Source organism: Methanoregula sp. (assembly GCF_003170075.1).
In the GTDB taxonomy this organism is placed as follows: domain Archaea; phylum Halobacteriota; class Methanomicrobia; order Methanomicrobiales; family Methanospirillaceae; genus Methanoregula.
Genome location: NZ_PMZU01000028.1, coordinates 1 through 20111 on the forward strand (window position 1 = coordinate 1; position 20111 = coordinate 20111).

The window sequence follows — 20111 nt, forward strand, 5'->3', positions numbered from 1 at the left end:
GATACTACCAAGTACCTTATTCATATCAGCCTCACCGCAGAGGGGGTGGTCGAGAAACCTGATGTAGTCGGTGCCATTTTCGGGCAGACTGAAGGGTTACTCGGCGAAGACCTTGACCTGCGGGATCTCCAGAGAACCGGGCGGGTCGGCAGAATTGACGTCCAGATAGCAAGTAAGAAAGGAGAGACGACCGGAGAAATACTGATCTCCACTTCCCTCGACCGGGCAGAGACGGCAATTCTTGCTGCATCGCTTGAGACAATTGACCGCGTGGGGCCCTGCGTCGCACACGTGGCAGTGAACACGATCGAAGACATCCGGGTCAGCAAGCGGAAGAAGATTGTCGAGCGTGCAAAGGAGATCCTCATCGAACGATTCGATGACGGGACGATAGACAGTGACGAACTCCTTGACGATGTCCGCCAGACGATGCGGGTCGAGAAGGTCGGAACGATCGGGGACGAAAAACTGCCGGCCGGTCCCAACGTCCTTGAGTCGGATGCAATTATTATTGTCGAGGGCCGGGCGGATGTCATCAACCTCCTGCGGTACGGCATCAAGAACGCGGTGGCCGTGGAGGGCACCAACATCCCCAAATCAATCGTCGACCTCTGCGAGAAGAAAACCACAACCGCGTTCTTCGATGGCGACCGGGGCGGGGAACTGATCCTGCGGGAACTCCTGCAGGTGGCAGACCTCGATTACGTCGCATTCTCCCCCCGGGGAAAGAGCGTCGAGGATATGACCAAAAAAGAGGTCATCAAGACATTGAGAAACAAGGTGCCGGTCGAGTACGTCCGCGACCAGTACTTCGAGGACGCAGCCGAGCTCCCGGCAGATCTGTCCCGGCCACCCCGTGCGGTACCGGCTCCCGGTGAAGGAAATCGCAGCGACATGGTCGCCCGGTCCGGCACGGGACAGAAGAGAGCAAAAGAGAGCGTGCCCAAAGTCCCGGTGACAATCCGGGATCATATGGAGGACGTGAAAGGCAGGAATGTCGCCCGGTTCCTGAACGAGGACATGGCGGTAATCAGGGAGATCCGGTCAGAAGAGGTTGAGAAAGCAGTGGAAACACTGGATGCACCGGCGGCCGGCCTCGTAGTTGACCGCACCGTCGATCAGAAACTGCTCGACCGGCTGGTCTGGAAAGGGTTTGAATATGTCGCAGCAACAGATTTTAAGGGAATTATAAAAAGACCGTTAAACATCCGGTTGATGAAAATGAGCTCGTAAAACCGGGCTCACACAAATTTATTTATGCAAGTTGCACCCCATGTAACACTTTGGAGTGGCAATATGCACAAGGAAGAACTTATCACCCTTCACAAGATACTCTACGAAATCAAGGACGATTTTGAAGAAGCCAACCCTGATCTGAAGTTTTCCCAGTATAATGCCCTGAAGATTACACCTTCCCAGTTGCACAAGAGCAAGCTCGAGCACAAGTATGCCATCTTCGTGCTCGGGAACGAAATTGCAAATGCGATGAAAGATGTCGATTATACCTCATCATCACGGATCTCGGCACGTATGAAGGACCTGGCGGAAAAGACGCTCAAGGAAATGGAATACGCCTGAATTTTTCTTTGCTTTTTTGACCGTTATTATTGTATAGTGATGGAGGATTCGTGGTTGAATCTATCTGCCGTACAGGCATCTGCTGCACCGGAAATGAACGAACTGCTCTTTTAGGGCGTAAAATCTTTTGCGAGGGAATTCCCGCGCGAGAGCATAACGCTAAATCCGAGCAGGTGCATCAATCGTTCATGCGCTACTTCCCTGATCCGGATCAGGGCGTCGATATCGGCGACGTTAACCGGGCTGTCGAGGCTGCATTTGCCGATCACGCGAACGGTCTCGTGCAGATGCCGCCCAAAGTCTACATTACCCTTCCGACAGGGGATTTCCGGACGATGCCGGCGTACCTTCCCTCGCAAAGGATCGCCGGGGTGAAGATCGTCAACGTCCACCCGGACAACCCGAAGGCGGGGCTCCCGACCGTGATGGCGCTGACGGTCATTCTCGATACGGCAACCGGCATGCCGACTGCCATCCTGAACGCGACCCGGCTCACGGACATGCGGACAGGGGCAGCCGGGGCAGTCGCCGCAAAATACCTTGCACCAAAAAAGGAGTGCGTGCTCGGGGTCATCGGCACCGGCCGCCAGGCAGAAGCACAGGTACGGGCTACCGCGCGGGAACTTTCCCTCACCAGGGTCCGGGTCTGGAGCCGGAATCCTGCCCATGCCGAAGCGATGGCCGCTCGGCTCGCACCCCTTGATGCAGAAAGTGTATCCATAGAGAGAGCATGCGACTGCGACGTGCTCGTCACAACGACGCCGTCCCGCGCTCCCATCGTTAAAAGCGAATGAATCCACGAGGGCACGCACATCAACGCAATTGGCGCAGATGCCCCCGGAAAAGAAGAACTTGACCCGGCAATCCTGCACCGGGCGCGGGTCTTCGTGGACGATCCGGCGCAGGCATTTCACTCGGGGGAAATAAACGTGCCCATCAGCAAGGGACTCTACCAGCCATGGATGATCGCCGGCACGATTGGCGAGGTTGTGATCGGCAGACGAAAGCGTGAACACCCGGATGAGATCACGGTCTTTGACTCCACCGGGCTTGCCATCCAGGATCTTGCGATCGCATCGATCGCAATACGACAGGCAACCGGCATGGAACTGCCATTTTTGTGAGGATGGGATCTTTCCGCAAGTTCACGTATGGATATTATGTGACCACGGAATATCCGAATGTAGACAAAAGGGAGTCTGAAATCCGGCAGGATTCTAACAAACGTGGATCCGCGTTCACCGCATGGGGAGGTGGGGGGTCGCATGCACACAAAAGGTACCCCCCATGGGGGTCTCCTGTAATCTGCGGGTGATCAGCCAACCCCTCCCCACTTTGCCTCTCGGGGTACCCCACCCCCCGGTTCCGGAATGTCCGACGTGGGCTGCTGGAGTTTAGTTGGATGTACATCCAACAGTCACATGTACATCCAACTATCAGATGTACATGTTACTCGCGCTTTTCGTGGTTGCAAGCTGCGCGGTCTTCATGGGGGTACCCCTCCAAGGTATGTTTTACACTGCGTGAGATGTACTGCTGCGCTCGGTACAACACTGCCATGGCAGGCAGGAAATGAAACCGGTAAAATCGTATTAACAAAAATACCCCTAAAAAAGATTTGAAAAATTACTGTGTCTCTTTTTTCGCGTGTTTCTTCCAGATCTGTTCCCGGTAGACCGGGCCGCTGTTGTAGGTACAGAACGGGATAAGTTTGCCATCCGGCGTCGCATAGTGGATGCAGCACCGCTGGACACGCTCGATATCGTAGTTGTACCGGTCCATGAAATGCATCGTGCCGATGAAGAGCGCGTTCCAGTGGAACTCCCGCAGCGCATCGAAATTCTGGCCAATCAGCGTCTTTCCGATCAGTTTCCAGAACTCGGCCGTACTCCCTTTCTCGCCTTTCTTGAACGATGCGTGGAGTTCTTTGACACCCTCAAGCAGTGTCGCATACTTGTTGATGGTGCCACCTTTCTTGAGCTTGTTTGACATCTGTTCAATCGCTGCAAAGAGACTCTCCACATCGACCATCCGGGTTACCGGTGTCATCCCGTCCTTGGTTACAAAGACATAGGTTGCCGCCCCGCAGTGCTCGTGAGCCGTAAAGCGCACCTGCGGCCGGCCGGTATAGGCCTCCACCAGATCAGAAAACGGCAGCACGCAGGGAACCGGGTAAAAGTCGCTCTTCTTTAAGATGCCATTGGTCTGGGTCTCGATATCCCCGATAAGTTCGGGGATCGTGATCCGTTCCTTCTCGAGATCCTCATCCTTTGCCGCACCGGTGAATGCCACGGGCTGGAAGTTTACGCCTCTCACAATTGAGATATGATCTGCGGCAAATTTCAGGATCTCTCCAACCTCCTGATTATTTTTCCCCTTGATGATTGTCGGCACGAGCACCACGCCAACCCCGGCCTTATTCAGATTCTCCAGCGCTTTTAAGTGGATTTTTAAATACGGGTTTGTCGCAGGAGTGACACCATCGAAATGGAGATAGACCGTTGAGAGGCCGGCATCCTTGAGCTGCTGGGCAAGGACCGGGTTGTTTGCCAGTTTCACACCGTTTGTTGCGATCTGGACCTGAGGAAATCCCAGTTCCTTTGCCTTTTTAACGATATCGACAAGGTCGTCCCGCATGGTCGGCTCGCCACCGGAGAACTGCACGGCAGGTGTCGGCACGGGCTTCTCATTTCGGAGCATCTGCATCATACTGACAATCTCGTCAAAACTCGGTTCGTACACAAACCCGCAGGCACGGGCATTGGCAAAACAGAAACTGCAGTCGAGATTGCACCGGTTGGTCAGGTCAATATTTGCAAGGAGCGTTCCCGAATGGTGGTTGCTGCACAGGCCACACGCGGTAGGACAATTATCCGAGGTCACCGTGTTCTGGGGATTGCTCACGCCGCGACCGATTACATCGTAATGTTCGAACCGGTGGTACATTTTAGGATCGGACCAGTAGACGTGCCGGAACTTCCCGTGCTCCGGGCACGTTCTTGCGATCCAGATCTTCCCCTCTTCTTCTACGATATCCGCTTCCAGGACTGCCCCACAGACAGGGCAAAGGCTGCGTGTTTTTTTGATCAACATATTGTATCCACCCGATGCAGCAATGACAGGAATTTTTTTTGGCTATTTTTTTTGGCTATTTTTAGTAACCTTAATCTTTTTATCTGCTCTTTATTAGAGATATTGGAGTGCAACATTATTAGTGCTGAGTCATTCATAATACCATTGCTCTCGACACTGCTCGCCGCATTCTGGATCATGGTTCCTGCCTATGTCCCAAACCCCGTCGCTGCACTCTGCGGTGGCGGGACACCGATAGACTTTAACAAAAACTATTCCGACGGCCGCAGGCTCCTTGGTGACGGCAAGACGTACCGGGGTCTCATATGCGGTGTGATTGCCGGCATCGCAGTTGGGGCATTGCAGATCTGGCTCGCCGGTACCTATGGCTGGACATTCCTGCCGCAGCACACGGCAGCCTCGATCGTCCTCCTCTCGCTCGGGGCACTCCTTGGGGACATGGGAAAGAGTTTTATAAAAAGGCGGCTTGGGAAAAACCGGGGAGATTCATGGCTGATCGCCGACCAGTATGACCTGGTTGCCGGTGCCTTTGCCCTGATGCTTGTCTTTGACCCCTCATGGCTCTTCTCAAACATTACGCTGCCCGTCCTCATTGTTATTCTTATCCTGACACCCATCCTCCACCGTACGGTCAACATCATCGGGTATCTGTGCGGTGTCAAGAAGGAACCCTGGTGAACACCCATGAATGCACTCGCAGATCTTCTTATCAAGCACAAGGCCATCGAGTTCGGTGACTTTACCCTTGCTTCCGGCGCAAAGAGCCGGTACTATGTCGATGTGAAAACCGCGGTGACGCATCCTGAATTTCTTGCGGCGATAGCACAGGAGATAGTAAAAAGGTACGACTTTGATGTCGTGGCCGGGGTTGCCGTCGGGGGGGTGCCACTGGCGGTCGCAACGGCGCTTGCCGCTCAAAAACCCTTTGCAATCATACGGGCAGAAGAGAAAGACCATGGCAAGAAGTCGTTGATCATCGGAGATATAAATGGAAAGGATGTCCTCCTTGTTGAGGATGTCACCACGTCGGGTGGATCGGCCCTCTACGGGATTTCTACGCTGCGGAACGCGGGCGCACGGGCTGACCGTGTTGTCACAGTGGTCGACCGGGAGCAGGGCGCAGCGGCAACATTAAAAAAGCAGGCCATCGATCTCTGCCCACTTGTCCGGGTCAGCGAGATTCTCTGACTCATACCCCCGAAGCGTAAACCATTTTTAACAACAAGAACCCATGTGATGGATGATGAAGATCCTCGTTGTTGGTGGCGGAGGACGGGAACATGCCATAGCATCTGCGCTCTCCCGAAACAGCGAGACTGAAATCTATTCCGTAATGGCAAGGAAGAACCCTGGTATTGCCCGGATCGCAAAGAAGATCTGCCTCACAAAAGAGACGGATCTCGCCCGGATCGTGGCGTTTTCCAGAGAGACCGGGGTCACCCATGCGTTCATCGGCCCCGAAGCCCCGCTTGAGGCCGGCGTGGTTGACCGGCTTTCCGCGGCGGGGGTGGCGTGCGTCGGCCCGACAAAAGCGGCGGCACGTATCGAAACCGACAAGGCGTTCTGCCGGGACTTAATGACGCACCATCATATCAGCGGCAACCCGGCCTACCGGGTCTTCCACAATGCGGCTGATGCTATCGCGTTTGTGAAGGACCATAACAGGGATCTGGCGATCAAGCCCATCGGCCTCACCGGGGGGAAAGGTGTCCGGATCATGGGAGAGCAGGTGGATCTTGCCGGTGCCATCGACTACATTCAACAGATCAAGGGGGAAGTTGTTCTCGAAGAACGACTCAAAGGCGAGGAGTTTACTCTTCAGGCATTTGTCGACGGGTCTCATATCATCCCCATGCCGCTCGTGCAGGATCACAAAAGGGCCTTTGACGGAGACACCGGGCCCAACACCGGGGGAATGGGGTCGTACACGATGCCGGATCATATGCTCCCCTTTGTGAGCAGGAAGGATTACACCGCCGCCCTCTCCATCATGGCCGAGGTCATCACCGCGATGGCAAAAGACGGGTATCCCTACAAGGGTGTCCTGTACGGCCAGTTCATGAATACGTCAGAAGGACCCAAGGTAATAGAGTTCAACGCCCGGTTCGGGGATCCTGAAGCAATGAATGTGCTCACGCTTCTCTCCTCAGATCTCTGCGATGCGGTCACCGGGGTCACGGACGGAACGCTCTCCGCATCGAAAGTCACCTTTGAGCACGCGGCAACGGTCTGTAAGTACCTTGTGCCCGAGGGCTATCCTGCTGCCCCAAAGGTCGGAAGACCACTTAACCTGGGGGAGACCGGCGGCGCTATCCTCTATTATGCAAACGTAGAAGTTCGGGACGGCAGGCTTTTTACGCTCACGTCCCGGACGCTCGCGTTTGTGGGGAAGGCGGGTACCCTTGCCACGGCAGAACGCATCGCGGAGCAGGCGGCTTCGGCCGTGCAGGGAAGCGTCCACCACCGCCGCGATATCGGGACACAGGCGCTGCTCGACCGGCGGATCGCTCATATGAAGGAGCTGCAATGAAGAAAGATTTCCTTTCAATCCTGGATATCACCAAAACGGAACTTGACGAGATCATTTCCGGCGCCGAGCGCCTCAAGCGCCAGAAGCGGGCGGGAGTACCCCACGAACTGCTGCGGGGCATGTCCCTTGCAATGATCTTCGAGAAGTCCTCCACCCGGACGCATATCTCGTTCGAAGTAGGCATGCATGAACTTGGCGGCCATGCGCTCTTCTTAAACGCAAAGGATCTCCAGATAGGAAGGGGTGAGGAGATCCGTGATACTGCACGGGTCGCATCACGTTACGTATCTGCCGTGATGATCCGCGCCTACCGGCACAGCACGGTCGAGGAACTGGCGGAAAACGCCACGATCCCGGTTATCAACGGGCTCTCCGACCGCGAGCACCCCTGCCAGATTCTCGCCGATATCCTGACCATCAGGGAGCATTTCGGGGATATCAGGGATCTCAGCGTCGCATGGGTTGGAGACGGAAATAACGTCTGTAATTCCCTTGTTCTCTCATCTGCCCTCACCGGCATGGCGGTCACTGTGGCAAGCCCGAAAGGATACGAGGTGGCACCGGAGTTGATAGAAAAGGCACGGAGCCTTGGGGGCAAGGTAACTACGGCAAAAACTCCCGAGGCGGCCGCAAAAGACGCACACGTAATCGTCACCGACACGTGGATCTCGATGGGAGACGAGGCAGAACGGGAAAAACGGCTTGCCGCCTTCCACGGGTTCACGGTAAACGACCAGCTTCTCAGACACGCCGCCCCGGATGTCCGGGTGCTCCACTGCCTGCCCGCTCACCGGGGCGAGGAGATCACCGGCGATGTGCTCGATGGCCCGCAGAGTCTCGTGTGGGACGAAGCAGAGAACCGGCTCCACGCCCAGAAAGCACTGCTGGTAAAACTCCTCAAAAAATAAAATATGATCCCGCGGTATCGGGAGTTAGAGGGGTTTATTCCCCGATAAACGTGCGGACTCTTTCGATCATATATTTTTCAATCTGTTCTGCAACTTCGCGCCGGGCACGGAAGGCCAGAAGTTCCCGTTCATCACCGTCCATATTGGCAAAGCTGAGTTTCTCTTTACGTTCCACCACTTCAACATCGAACTTTTTTACCACATCGAAAATCACGGAACGTGGTACTCCCGGGGGTATGATAACGTCAAAGAGCGGTTCTTCCTCTGTCTGTCTGCCATCGTTCTGCTCGTTACTTATCTTGTCTGACATGGTTGACACATTCCTACTTACCTATTTTGATCCGCCGGCTCATAATACAGGGCCCGCCCCGCACTCCTCCGATGGGATTTTTGGGCTTCCCAAGCGAGTTCATGCACCGCCCCATCAGGGACGCTCCCCGGGCAAGACCGTCATCCACAAAGACGAGGTGGTCGTTTGGATCGTCAAAGAGGTTGCGCTCAGTGATCCCTTCTAAAATATATTCGGGTTTCCGTCCCGAGATTGCCGCCCGCCCGGTAAAACCGATCGATGCGTTCCGCGGGACAATGTGCTCTTCCACGGCCACATCAATAAGACGGAGCGCCATCTTCGCGCAGACCCGGTCGACCACTTCGTTGAGAACGGACAGGTTGTAGTTTTTGTGGATCTCGGCACCGATCTCAAGGAGCTTGTCAAGATCGCTACTGTTAACCCCGCAGTCGCACCCGATCATGGCGATGTGGGATTCCTTTGCAAGTTTTGCGTTGACCGGCACCCGCCCGAACCGGTTCCGGTCCGGCGGCACGATCCTGATATCGATATACTCATGGCACCGGTTGATGTAATCGTCTACGACCCTTCGGTTGCCGCCCGAAAAATATCCCCCGCTCACGCTGTTCTCGCCAAAGATATCGAGAGCGGTGCCGGTCCGTTCCTGGACAAGGCCGGTTCCCCGGACAATTGCATCGGGAATTGCCCCGGCAAGGCCGCAGAAGTTCCCAATGGTCTTTGCAAACGGATTGGGATCATCAGGGCTGACATCGCTGGTGATCCGCCCGTCAAGCGTCGTCCCGAAATCTACGGAGACACAGGGATTCCGGAAATCGACCGGTGTCCACTTTGCCCCTTCCTTGATCCCGGCCATCGCGAGCTCTCCTTCCATCTCATTTGCAACCATCTCGACTCCGGTCGAGCCCACCGGCGGAATCACACCGGCAACGGCACCAATAAAAACGACCTTGTCGGCAAAACTGAACGGCTGGAGTTTTGCCGACTGGTTGGCCTTTGTCATGGGCGGCGTCATCTTCCTGGGCGGGACACCGGCGATCAGGCAGCCGTTTGCAAGAGCGATGACGAAATCCCCGATCTGATCCGGGGATTCCATCTCGGCCACCACGCCGGTGCTGCGGACAACGAAGTCGAGATCAGTCAGGATGTCAAGACGTGCCTCCTTGTGGCACTGGATCAGCGTGTCCCGCACCAGTTCGGTCACTGCCTGGCGAGAAAGTTTTGTCCCATCAAGCGTCTCGCCGAAGACCTCCTCACCGGGCTTTGGCGGCCGGATGTCCCGGCTCATGCTTACGGTCTTGTTGATCACATACGATTTGCCGGTTTCCAGACTTACCCCGGTGAGAATACACTTGGTGGTTGTGTTACCCATCTCAACAGATGCCACGATAAAATAGGGCTTGTTCTTGTATTCCGGGAACTGCATTCCCGCACCGTGCGCAATCGAGGGGGGAGGAGGACTTTCAACGATATGGGGTCGTGGCTTTACCCAGCGGCTGAAAAAACTGGCGCACATACTCTAAACGATCCGGTTGTTACGGGATATAGATTTCTTTTTGTGGTGCACGAAACAGAAGAAAAAAGGGATATTGCCGTGCACACCATACGGCAGGACTTATTTCCGTTGTACCTTTTTCTGTTTCATTGCATGAACCAAGCGTGCCTGTATCCCGAAGTACTGGGAGACGCCGATCGCATGGCACTGATCGATGGATGCGCTGTCAAAGGAGACAAGATCCCCGGAGTAAATTGCCTGCGGGGAACTGCGGCCAAGCACCCGGACACTTCCCTTGTAGAGTTCGAGATCGACGTGGCCGTTTACCCGTTCCTGCGTGGTATCGATAAACGCATTGAGCGCGGCATACAGTGGTTCGTATACAAGTCCCTTGTACGCCAGTTCCGACCATTTGTCATCCACCATTCTCTTGAACGCCAATTCCTGCCGGGTGAGTACCAAGCTCTCAAGATCATGGTGGGCGGTAAGGATAACGGTCGCTGCAGGATGTTCGTAATTCTCCCGTGCTTTAAGCCCGAGGATACGATCTTCAATCATATCGTTCCTGCCGACCCCGTGCTTGCCGGCAAGGATGTTGAGTTTCTGGATCAAGGCATAACCGGAGAATTTTTTCCTGTTTAAGGCGACCGGAACGCCACGGGAAAACGTGAGAGTGATCTTCTCCGGTTTTGCCGTGGCCTTTTCCGGTGAGACGGTCCAGAGGTAGATCTCTTCTGGCGGGTGGAAGGCCGGGTCCTCGAGCCTGCCGCCTTCGATGCTCCGGCTCCAGCAGTTCTCGTCCATGCTCCAGGGCTTGCTCTTTTTGACAGGTACAGGTATGCGGTGCTCCTTTGCGTACTCGATCTCCCAGTCACGGGTCAGGTTCTGCTCCCGGATCGGTGCAACTACTTCGAGCCCGGCGGCGCGGATGATAAAATCGAACCGCAGTTGATCGTTTCCTTTTCCTGTACACCCATGGGCAATTGCGGTTGCCTTCTCTTTCTTTGCGATCTTTACTACTTCTTCCGCAATCAGGGGCCGGGCAAGAGAAGTCCCCATAGGGTAGCCCTCGTAGGAGCCGTTCGCCTTGATCGCAGGGATGATATATGCTGCAACAAATTTATCCCGTACATCGATAGTATAGTGGCGATCGGCAAGTTTCTGGCCTTTTTTTGTCGCCACATCGATCTCCTCATCCCGCTGGCCGACATTGACCGCAACAGTGACCACACGATCATAGTCATACCGTTCCTTTAAGAGGGGGATACAGACGGAGGTATCAAGACCTCCGGAATATGCAAGTACGATAGTACCTTTTCCCATGATAGATACTTCCTGTTGTCAGATCATCTGGTTGGACGTCTCACCATATATTTACAAAGGCTGTCTTCGGAAATAGAGACGATTGACGGCGCTCTCCAATACCAAAAAATCAAGAACAAAAATGAAATTTTTAGGAGGAGTGTTTCCTGAACACGGGATCTCGCGGGGTTTTACGACGGTTTTTTCGATAGTCTCCAGCAGGAATACGGTACTGTAATCATAGGAACCTTTTGGTGGAAAAGTCCTCAAACAGACGTAAAAAAGAGAGAATCGTCAAGCCCGCCGGAACTATTTGAGATAGTGGCTGATTGGTTCGAGCGTCATCTTCTCGCGTTTGATTGCATCGATTGCAAGCGCCGCTGCACGCGCTGCCTGAAGGGTCGTGATATACGGGATACCGAAATCCACCGCTGCACGCATGATCTGGTAATGATCCTGACGGGACTGTCGGTCCTGAGGGGTATTGATGATGAGCCGGATCTCGCCATGGTGCATCATGTCGAGCACATTGGGAGAACCTTCCTGCACCTTCCGAACGAGATACGCCTCCACTCCCGCATCGTGCAGATAGTCCACGGTGCCCTCGGTCCCGTACAGGGTAAGGCCAAGATCGCGCAGGCTCCGGGCGATAGGAATCACTTCATCTTTCTGCTCGATGTTGACCGAGACAAAGACGTTCCCCTTGAGCGGAAGCTCATTATCCGCTGATATGCAGGCCTTATAAAAGGCAAGCCCAAAGTCATAATCGATTCCCATCACTTCCCCGGTGCTCTTCATCTCAGGTCCGAGCATCGTATCAACGCCGGCTAGTTTGTTGAAGGGCAGGAGCACCTCTTTTACTGCCACATGATTGATCTTTTTTTCATGAAACCCGAGGTCCCGCAGTTTCTTTCCGATCATCACTTTCGCCGCGATCTTTGCGATGGGAAGACCGGTTGCTTTTGAGACAAACGGGACGGTGCGGCTCGCCCGGGGGTTAGCCTCAAGGATATAGACCACATTGTCCTTTACTGCCATCTGGATGTTGACAAGACCGACAACCCCAAGGCCGAGCGCAATCTTTTTGGTATATTCGCGGACAGTCGCAACAACCTCTGGTGAGAGGGATTGGGTTGGGATGACACAGGCAGAGTCCCCGGAATGAATGCCGGCCTGCTCTATGTGTTCCATGATGCCACCGATGAGAACCTCTTCGCCATCGCAGACCGCATCGACATCGAGCTCAACAGCGTTCCTCAGGTATGAATCAATCAGTACCGGGTGATGCTGGCTCACCCGCACGGCCTCTTTCATATAGGTTTCGAGTTCCACCGAGTCATGGACAATCTCCATTGCCCGGCCACCGAGTACGTAGGATGGCCGGACAAGCACCGGGTAGCCGATCTTCTCTGCCTTCTCCTTTGCTTCTGCCTCAGAATAAGCGGAACTGTTGGCAGGGCTTGGGATCTGCAACCGGGTCAGCATGACACTGAACCGGTCACGATCCTCGGCAATATCCATTGCATCCGGGGAGGTACCGAGGATCTTCGTGGGAAGGCCCAGCCGTTTCATCTCCTTTTCAAGGGGGACTGCAAGGTTTACTGCGTTCTGGCCTCCAAATTGCACCATCACCCCGCAATACTCATCGGTCCTGAGGATATTGGTGACATCCTCGAGCTGCATCGGCTCAAAGAAGAGACGGTCGGAAGTATCAAAATCCGTGGATACGGTTTCAGGGTTGTTGTTGACGATATGGACTTCCACACCCTCTTCCCGCAATGCTTTTACCGCGTGTACCGTACAGTAATCAAATTCTATTCCTTGGCCGATCCGGATCGGTCCTGAACCGAGAATGAGAACTTTCTTTCGGTTGTCCCGGACAATCTCACTTGTTGAATCCCATGTCGAGTAGAAATAGGGTGTGCAGGCGGGAAACTCCGCTGCACAGGTATCCACCATCTTGTAGACCGGGGCACCCACCAGTTTTTCGATCGCACCCGCTTCTTTTCCGGTGAGTGCTGCGATTTCCGTATTCGTGAACCCATAGGTCTTTGCAAGGAAGATATCGGCGTCACTGCCACCAGCGGTAAGACGTTTTTCCAGGTCAACAATATTTTTGATTTTCTCAAGGAAAAACGGCGTGATGGCGGTGAGTTGTACGATCTCATCGACCGTAAATCCCTGCCGGAATGCATCGAAGAGGCAATGGAACCGCTCATCGGTGGGGCGGGAGAGGATCATACGGATCTCGCTCTGGCTTGTGTGAGAACGGACGTCAGTATCGATCGAACGTTTGGCCTTCATGAACGCCTCCTCAAGCGTTCTCCCGATCCCCATCACTTCCCCGGTACTTTTCATGGATGTTGAGAGCGTCCGGTCTGCACCCTTGAATTTGTCAAACGGCCAGCGGGGCACCTTTACTACGACATAGTCGATGGTCGGTTCAAACGACGCCGCGGTACACCCGGTAACCGAGTTCTTGATCTCGTCCAGATGCAGACCGATCGCAATTTTTGCAGCGACCCGTGCGATGGGGTACCCGGTCGCTTTCGATGCAAGAGCTGAAGACCGCGAAACACGGGGATTAACCTCGATGACCCGGTACTCACCGTCTTTGAACGCAAACTGGATGTTACAGCCGCCCTGAACGTCAAGGGCACGGATGATGTGGATGGCGGCGGTGCGCATCATCTGGTACTCATCATCGCGGAGCGTCAGGATGGGCGCAACAACCACGCTCTCCCCGGTATGGATCCCCATCGGATCGACATTTTCCATGCTGCAGACGATAATACAGGTATCTGTCGAATCCCTCATCACCTCGAACTCCAGTTCTTTCCAGCCCATCACACTCTGCTCGATGAGTACCTGGTGAATACGGGACCGGGAGAGCCCCAGTTCGACGATCCGGGTCAGTTCTTCCCGGGTCCGGCCGATACCACCGCCGGCTCCGCCAAGGGTATATGCGGGGCGCACGACCGCGGGCAGCCCGATTTTTGCAATCGCCTCGTCGATCTGACTCAGGGTGTTGATCACCATGCTCTCGGGAACCGGCTCGCCAATCTCATTCATGAGATCCCGGAATTTCTCCCGGTCCTCACCCTTGTAGATCGCATCGAGCGGAGTGCCGAGTATCTCGACACCTTTGAGTGCACCCATCTCGGCAAGCTCTGCGGTCAGGTTGAGGCCGGTCTGGCCGCCCATGCCGGAGAGAATACCATCCGGGTGCTCCTTCTCGATGATCTTTGCAATGATATTGGCCCGTAACGGTTCGATATAGATCTCATCTGCCATCTCCGGGTCGGTCATGATCGTCGCCGGGTTGGAGTTGACGAGGACAATCTCGATACCCTCTTCCCGGAGGGAACGGCATGCCTGAGAACCGGAGAAATCGAATTCCGCGGCCTGGCCAATCTGGATCGGGCCCGAGCCGATAATCAGCACTTTCCGGATATCTGTCCGCCTGGGCATTTACGCCAGCCTCCGGAAGAGTGCGTCAAAGAAATGTGCCTCAGTATCCCGGGGTCCCCCGTGGGCTTCAGGATGGAACTGCACGGTGGTCAGACGCAGGTCCTCGTTCTCGAACCCCTCTACCGTGCCGTCATTGACATTCGTATAGGAAACCTGGCATCCTTCCGGCAGGGACCCGGCATCCACCGCAAACCCGTGATTCTGGGTAGTGATAAAAATCCGGCCGTCTTTGTACCGGACCGGCTGGTTTGCCCCCCGGTGACCGAACTTAAGTTTGTAGGTATCTCCGCCAAGCGCAAGTGCGGAGACCTGGTTACCCATGCAGATCCCGAAAATGGGGAGATCTCCGAGGAGGTCTTGTATGCAGCGGATTGCATCCGGGGCCTGCTTGGGGTCGCCCGGGCCGTTACTCACAAAGAGGGCATCAGGCTTACAGGCCATAATCTGGTCTGATGTGACATTATACGGAAAAATATACAGGTCGCCGTTCCGTTTTGAAAGGCTTGTAAGCATGTTCTTTTTAATCCCGAGATCGATGACGGCGATCCGTTTTCCGGTACCGGGGATATGGTATGGTTTACTGCAGGAGACCTCAGGGATGGGGATGATATCACTTATGGCCAGCGTCTTTTTTGCAAGCGCCACGGCGTATGCACCGTTATCACTTCCCACAACAAGCGCAGCCCGCATCGTACCGTGCACCCGGGCCTTGATGGTTAGCGCACGGGTATCGACACCGGTCATCCCAAGGAGGTTATTTTCTTCAAAAAAGGTCCTGATGGAAGGCTCATGTTCAGGTTTCTCGCAGATCTCTTTTGCGATACACCCGAGAGCACAAACGTGCGGGTTCTGGAAATTCTGGGGGTCGACACCATAGTTGCCAATCTGGGGAAAGGTGAACATCAGGATCTGCCCGAAATAACTCGGATCGGTAAGAGATTCCATGTAACCGGTCATCTGGGTATTAAAGACCAGTTCTCCTGCACATTCGCCTTTCACCCCGAATCCTTCACCGACAACAAAGTCCCCGTCTTCGAATCCCAGAACCGCCTTCATGATGTCCATACTTTATGGGCCGGATTAGTTATTAACGCTGATGCAAAGGACAGAACGAACCCTCTGGTCGACACTCACCTGCCTCCTTTGAGCACTGAAGATCCTTCCGCCATGTGCGAACGAACATACCCGACAAACAACCCCAAACCTCCTTTGAGATACAGCTGCAGGTCAGGGTATGGCACAATCTCAAATCTTCACTTCTGAAATATGCTGGCCCGTATCCCCATTGTTATATAGTACAGGCCTCAATTTTCTTTCATTAAAAGGTGTTTTACAACGTCGACGCACGTGAACGGGAAAAACAAGGGAGCAGTTATGCTGTACGCGCTCTCGACCTGCCAGTGGTGCCATAAGACGAAGGTACTGCTGGAGGAACTCGGTATTGCATTCGATTACGATTATGTCGATTTGCTCGAAGGAAAAGAACAGGATGCGGCACTGGACGAGATAGAACGGTGGAATCGCAGCGGATCGTTTCCTACGCTTGTGATCGATAACAAACGTGCCATCGTGGGATTCCGCGAGCAGGAAATACGGGAGGCGTTTGCAGCATGAATGTCCCTGAAATTACGGAAATGGCCATCGATGCTGCATACCGGACGCTTAAGGCCGATGCCGAAAAAAACGGGTACAGGCTGAACCCTGACGGCGATTTCGTAAAAAATCTTATCCGGGGCCTGTTAAAAAACGAGCAGCGGTACGGGTACCGTGCCTGCCCCTGCCGCCTTGCCTCCGGAAAAAAAGACGAGGACCTCGATATTGTCTGTCCCTGTGATTACCGGGATACTGATATTGAAGAGTACGGCGCCTGCTACTGTGCGCTGTACGTGAACGAGGCAATCTCCACCGGAAAACAGAAAGTCGCACCCATCCCCGAACGCCGCCCGCCCCGATCTGAACGCGGGAAGACCCGTGTCGTCAAGATTGTTTCAACAACAGCCACGCCCGTTTTTCCGCTCCCGGTCTGGCGATGTAAAGTCTGCGGGTATCTCTGCGCACGTGAGCAGCCTCCGGGTATCTGCCCGATCTGCAAGGCTACGAAGGAGCGGTTCGAGCGGTTTGTCTGAACTTTTTTTAGAATATATGCCTCAGGGAAGAGTTCTTTTTTTCTTGAGAGGGAGATGAGGGGATCTGAAACTTCCAACGTCCCAGAACAATTAACCATCAATTGCGATCCCTCCCCCTCCTCGCTAACGCTCGGAGTCGCTCGGGCGCCTCGTCGGGCCCTCGCTGGGAGAGTGCAGTTTATTCCTCCCTGATCCGCCGCGGGGGCGCCCCTTCGGGGACGGCGGGAGTCATCGCACCTGTCCATCGCTCCGTTGAGCGCTCTTTTCTCTCGCAGAGCAGCTCCCGCAGGCTCTGTCAGGTCTTTGGGCTGGTAGTGACTTCTCTTCGAAGTATCAGATTCCGGGAACTGCCGATAACCGGCCCGAACCTTCTTCTCACCCCATGTACCACATAGGAACAACCAACCCCCGGGTGAAGGTGACAGGTTACGTCGAATACTCTTGAAATCCTGATCGAAAAGCTCTTGGATGATAATGAGGGGACGCGGTGGAATGGGGCGGAAGCGCTGGGACGGCTGGGAGATCCCCGGGCCGTGGAGTCGTTGATTGATACCCTGTGGGATGACGATGCACGGGTGCGGACAAAAGCTGCCTGGGCATTGGGCATGCTCGGGGATCCCCGGGCACTGGTTCCCCTGCAGAGACTCTACCGGATCGAGCGGGAGGATGCGAGGGAGACCATCCAGGAAGCAATGGAGATGATCAAACAGGCGATGGCCGGCAGTCTTAAATGAACGTGCGTGCATAGGGACCCATCCTTGGGGCGGCGGCACTGCCCGCTCATGGGGGTATGGGGCGACAGCCCCCATCATCATAACCGGGCCGGACAACCGCCCAAACCCGGACAAGGGGGGAGGGGGGTGATCCCCCTACCCCCCCTCTTCTTTTTTTCTAAGAGGGGGTCACCCCCCACCCATGTGCCGGCCAGACAGGGGGTACCCCCTCCCCCATACACCCCCATTTTCCCGGAACCCGGCAACTGGCCGGGCCGAACAACGCTGCACAATTCCAATACTAAAAATACCGTTCGCGCCAACCTATCGTACATGAGTGACCCCATCCTTGTCGAAATCGTCGGCCTTGAATATTCAGAGTGTTCCCCGTTTCCCTGCGATGCAAACCGTACCTGCGGGCTTTCCGAGTGCCACCCCTCGGGCAAACTGACAAAAGCATTCGAAGCGCTCAAGACAGTCCTTAAAGAGACTTATGGCGACCGGGTTGAACTGAAACTCACCCTTATTGACGACGAAGTACCGGCACACATCCGGGCAATCCTTGAAAAGGACTACCCTCCCATCCCGATGGTTCTCGTGAACGGCAAGCTCACCCGGATCGGCAGGATCGCGCTCGACAGGATAAAAAACGAGATTGAGCCGTATCTCTGATTCTCTTTTTTAACTGACACGGCTCAATGTGCCGGTAGCCAGATCATAATACAACCCGTGAACCTGCACCTTCTGCTCATCCACCGCCTTTTTTAGAAGAGGATAGGTATGCAGGTGCTCGATCTGGAGCCGGACATTTTCCTGCTCGATGAGCCGGTAGCGCTCGTCCTGTTCCTGCACGGTCTTTGGCGGGGCAATGGTTTTATCCACCCGTGTTTTTGCATCGCGGGCATTGTTTAACCAGAGCGGGATATACGCATCCGTGTTCTCGTGGTCCAGTGCCCGGATCGCCCCGCAGTTTGAATGCCCGCAGATCACCACATCGTTCACGTGGAGGTGGGAGATCGCATATTCAAGCACGGTTGCAAAGTTCCAGTCATGGATCGGCACGATATTGCCGATATTGCGCTGGATAAAGAGCTCCCCGGCTTTCGCCTGCGTAATATGGCCGGTCTGCAGCCGCGAATCCGAGCACCCGATCCAGAGTACCGTCGGGTGTTGCGCGTTAGCCAGTTCGCGGTAGTGGTCGATATTCGGTATAAAGTCAGATTCACGGAACTTGTAATTCCCCAAAAGCAGGTTGTCAATCATACATATGCTCCCCAAAGTAAAACTGCACGCACCGCAGTATTCATTGTATTTTTTACTCGTTTTGGAAGTGCCTTAAATATTGTTATTTACCTAAATGCAGGATCAGCGGCTGAATTTTGTTTTTTTTTTAGAATTTCGACCAGTAATATCGTTTTTTTGTAATACTACCGGCACCAGTCCGACCATGCCTGGTACCTGCGGACAATTCTCTGCGAGTGAGGAAGGATCTATTCGTATCTCGGCGACCTGACAAGAATGCTCGCTGATGTCGCGTTCGCCCTTGGAGTCAGCCAGTTTGCGGTACTGCGCGAGGAGATGATCCGTGAGAACGAGAGCCTCACCGGGCTGCCTGCCCTCATGCGAACGGCCGGTGAAAAACAATAAACAATTACCTGCCACGTGTCCCTCTTTCCTGTACCGGGAATACTTTATACTGGAAAGCGGTAACCGGATACCTGTATGAGCCCGGTTCGGAAATGGGGGATAGGTCCCTACCCGGTAGCTGTTGTTCACGGTGGGCCAGGCGCTCCGGGCGAGATGGTAGCGGTGGCCCGGGAACTCTCCGCAGTCAAAGGGGTACTTGAACCATTCCAGACCGAAACCACTCTTGAAGGGCAGGTACGGGAACTCCGGTCTGTGCTTGAGAGGGACGGCAGGGTACCGGTTACGCTTGTGGGATTCTCATGGGGAGCGTTTTTATCATGGATAGTTACCGCCCGGTACCCGGCGCTCGTTGGCAAGTTGATCCTTGTGGGCAGCCCGCCCTTTGAAGATCAGGACGCTGCATTGATAACAAAAACACGGCTCGACAGGCTTACACCGGAGAACCGCAGGGAAGCGCATGCACTGCTGGAGCAACTGGAGAAACCTGCAGCTGACGGGAAAGAAGGAGATAAGAATGTACTCCTTGCCCGGTTGGGAGACCTGCTTGCCCGTGCGGATGCCTGTGACCCCCAGACACCGGAAGACAAATCGTTTTACTGCCAGTACGATGTTTTCAAAGGCGTCTGGGAGGAGGCGTGCGAACTCCGTCGCAAAAAGACACTCCTGTATATGGGGAGGGCGATCACTTGTCCGGTGATTGCAATTCACGGAGATTATGATCCCCACCCGGCTGCAGGAGTAAATGTCCCGCTCGCGCGGGAACTCAAAAACTTCCGGTTTGTTCTCCTGCAAAAATGCGGCCACCGACCCTGGATCGAGCGGAATGCCGCTGAAGAGTTTTACCGTATTCTGGTTCAGGAGATCTAAAAACAAGGACTGGTATCAGGACTTGAAGATCATCTTTTATTAAAGTCCATTAGTACCTTGTTCAGCATTTCAAA

Annotated in this window: 19 protein-coding genes and 1 pseudogene; 13 read left to right on the forward strand and 7 right to left on the reverse strand. The window is 54.5% G+C overall.

Annotated features, from left to right (window positions below; translation table 11 throughout):
* The 3 genes and pseudogenes from dnaG to QZN75_RS03030 all read left to right on the forward strand — a co-directional run.
* Nucleotides 1-1233 (forward strand): DNA primase DnaG (gene dnaG, locus QZN75_RS03020; protein ID WP_292424556.1); only part of this gene is annotated, 1233 nt, incomplete at its 5' end.
* A 63-nt stretch (nt 1234-1296) separates the two neighbouring features.
* Nucleotides 1297-1578, forward strand: coding sequence for a UPF0058 family protein (locus QZN75_RS03025; protein ID WP_292424559.1), 282 nt, complete (start codon nt 1297-1299; stop codon nt 1576-1578).
* A 188-nt stretch (nt 1579-1766) separates the two neighbouring features.
* Nucleotides 1767-2702: pseudogene (locus QZN75_RS03030) on the forward strand (ornithine cyclodeaminase family protein).
* A gap of 502 nt (nt 2703-3204) precedes the next feature.
* On the opposite strand, the gene tes reads toward QZN75_RS03030, so the two are convergent.
* Nucleotides 3205-4671 carry a tetraether lipid synthase Tes gene (tes, locus tag QZN75_RS03035; RefSeq protein ID WP_292424562.1) on the reverse strand — a complete coding sequence of 489 codons (1467 nt, stop codon included), beginning with the start codon at nt 4669-4671 and terminating at the stop codon, nt 3205-3207.
* Between the two features lie 144 nt (nt 4672-4815).
* On the opposite strand from tes, the gene QZN75_RS03040 reads away from it, so the two are divergent.
* From QZN75_RS03040 to argF, 4 genes are read left to right on the forward strand one after another with little or no spacing between them, the layout of a single operon-like run.
* A complete protein-coding gene (locus tag QZN75_RS03040; protein WP_292424656.1) occupies nt 4816-5349 on the forward strand; it encodes a CDP-2,3-bis-(O-geranylgeranyl)-sn-glycerol synthase in 534 nt (177 codons plus the stop codon).
* Nucleotides 5350-5355: 6 nt separating this feature from the next.
* Nucleotides 5356-5859 carry an orotate phosphoribosyltransferase gene (pyrE, locus tag QZN75_RS03045; RefSeq protein WP_292424565.1) on the forward strand — a complete coding sequence of 168 codons (504 nt, stop codon included), beginning with the start codon at nt 5356-5358 and terminating at the stop codon, nt 5857-5859.
* 55 nt (nt 5860-5914) lie between these two features.
* Nucleotides 5915-7201, forward strand: a complete 1287-nt coding sequence (gene purD, locus QZN75_RS03050) for a phosphoribosylamine--glycine ligase (protein ID WP_292424658.1) — start codon at nt 5915-5917, stop codon at nt 7199-7201.
* A complete protein-coding gene (argF, locus tag QZN75_RS03055) occupies nt 7198-8109 on the forward strand; it encodes an ornithine carbamoyltransferase (RefSeq protein WP_292424568.1) in 912 nt (303 codons plus the stop codon). The genes purD and argF overlap by 4 nt, the downstream gene beginning before the upstream one ends.
* Before the next feature lie 34 nt (nt 8110-8143).
* On the opposite strand, the gene QZN75_RS03060 is transcribed toward argF, so the two are convergent.
* The 5 genes from QZN75_RS03060 to carA form a co-directional block, all read right to left on the reverse strand.
* A complete protein-coding gene (locus QZN75_RS03060; protein WP_292424570.1) occupies nt 8144-8419 on the reverse strand; it encodes a hypothetical protein in 276 nt (91 codons plus the stop codon).
* A 13-nt stretch (nt 8420-8432) separates the two neighbouring features.
* Nucleotides 8433-9932 (reverse strand): methanogenesis marker 14 protein, encoded by a 1500-nt coding sequence (locus tag QZN75_RS03065; protein WP_292424573.1) that lies wholly within the window; start codon nt 9930-9932, stop codon nt 8433-8435.
* Between the two features lie 99 nt (nt 9933-10031).
* Complete coding sequence (locus QZN75_RS03070; RefSeq protein ID WP_292424575.1) at nt 10032-11234, reverse strand: argininosuccinate synthase; 1203 nt, start codon at nt 11232-11234, stop codon at nt 10032-10034.
* Between the two features lie 288 nt (nt 11235-11522).
* Nucleotides 11523-14684, reverse strand: coding sequence for a carbamoyl-phosphate synthase large subunit (carB, locus tag QZN75_RS03075; RefSeq protein ID WP_292424577.1), 3162 nt, complete (start codon nt 14682-14684; stop codon nt 11523-11525).
* Nucleotides 14685-15740 carry a glutamine-hydrolyzing carbamoyl-phosphate synthase small subunit gene (gene carA / locus QZN75_RS03080; RefSeq protein WP_292424580.1) on the reverse strand — a complete coding sequence of 352 codons (1056 nt, stop codon included), beginning with the start codon at nt 15738-15740 and terminating at the stop codon, nt 14685-14687.
* 318 nt (nt 15741-16058) lie between these two features.
* Between carA and QZN75_RS03085 the strand changes: the two genes are divergently transcribed.
* The 4 genes from QZN75_RS03085 to QZN75_RS03100 all read left to right on the forward strand — a co-directional run bounded on the left by QZN75_RS03085 (nt 16059) and on the right by QZN75_RS03100 (nt 18195).
* A complete protein-coding gene (locus QZN75_RS03085; protein WP_292424581.1) occupies nt 16059-16298 on the forward strand; it encodes a glutaredoxin family protein in 240 nt (79 codons plus the stop codon).
* The gene (locus QZN75_RS03090) at nt 16295-16810 is read left to right on the forward strand and encodes a ferredoxin-thioredoxin reductase catalytic domain-containing protein (protein ID WP_292424584.1); all 516 of its coding nucleotides are present in this window, start codon (nt 16295-16297) and stop codon (nt 16808-16810) included. Before QZN75_RS03085 ends, QZN75_RS03090 begins: the two co-directional genes overlap by 4 nt.
* A 452-nt stretch (nt 16811-17262) precedes the next feature.
* On the forward strand, nt 17263-17544 hold the full coding sequence (locus tag QZN75_RS03095) for a HEAT repeat domain-containing protein (RefSeq protein ID WP_292424661.1): 282 nt from the start codon (nt 17263-17265) through the stop codon (nt 17542-17544).
* 312 nt (nt 17545-17856) lie between these two features.
* The gene (locus QZN75_RS03100; RefSeq protein WP_292424587.1) at nt 17857-18195 is read left to right on the forward strand and encodes a hypothetical protein; all 339 of its coding nucleotides are present in this window, start codon (nt 17857-17859) and stop codon (nt 18193-18195) included.
* Between the two features lie 9 nt (nt 18196-18204).
* On the opposite strand, the gene QZN75_RS03105 is transcribed toward QZN75_RS03100, so the two are convergent.
* The gene (locus QZN75_RS03105; protein ID WP_292424590.1) at nt 18205-18786 is read right to left on the reverse strand and encodes a carbonic anhydrase; all 582 of its coding nucleotides are present in this window, start codon (nt 18784-18786) and stop codon (nt 18205-18207) included.
* 255 nt (nt 18787-19041) lie between these two features.
* Here QZN75_RS03105 and QZN75_RS03110 point away from each other — a divergent pair, with 255 nt between their 5' ends.
* The gene (locus tag QZN75_RS03110; protein ID WP_292424593.1) at nt 19042-19170 is read left to right on the forward strand and encodes a hypothetical protein; all 129 of its coding nucleotides are present in this window, start codon (nt 19042-19044) and stop codon (nt 19168-19170) included.
* Nucleotides 19171-19245: 75 nt separating this feature from the next.
* Nucleotides 19246-20037 (forward strand): alpha/beta fold hydrolase, encoded by a 792-nt coding sequence (locus QZN75_RS03115; protein WP_292424597.1) that lies wholly within the window; start codon nt 19246-19248, stop codon nt 20035-20037.
* Nucleotides 20038-20111 lie beyond the last annotated feature (74 nt).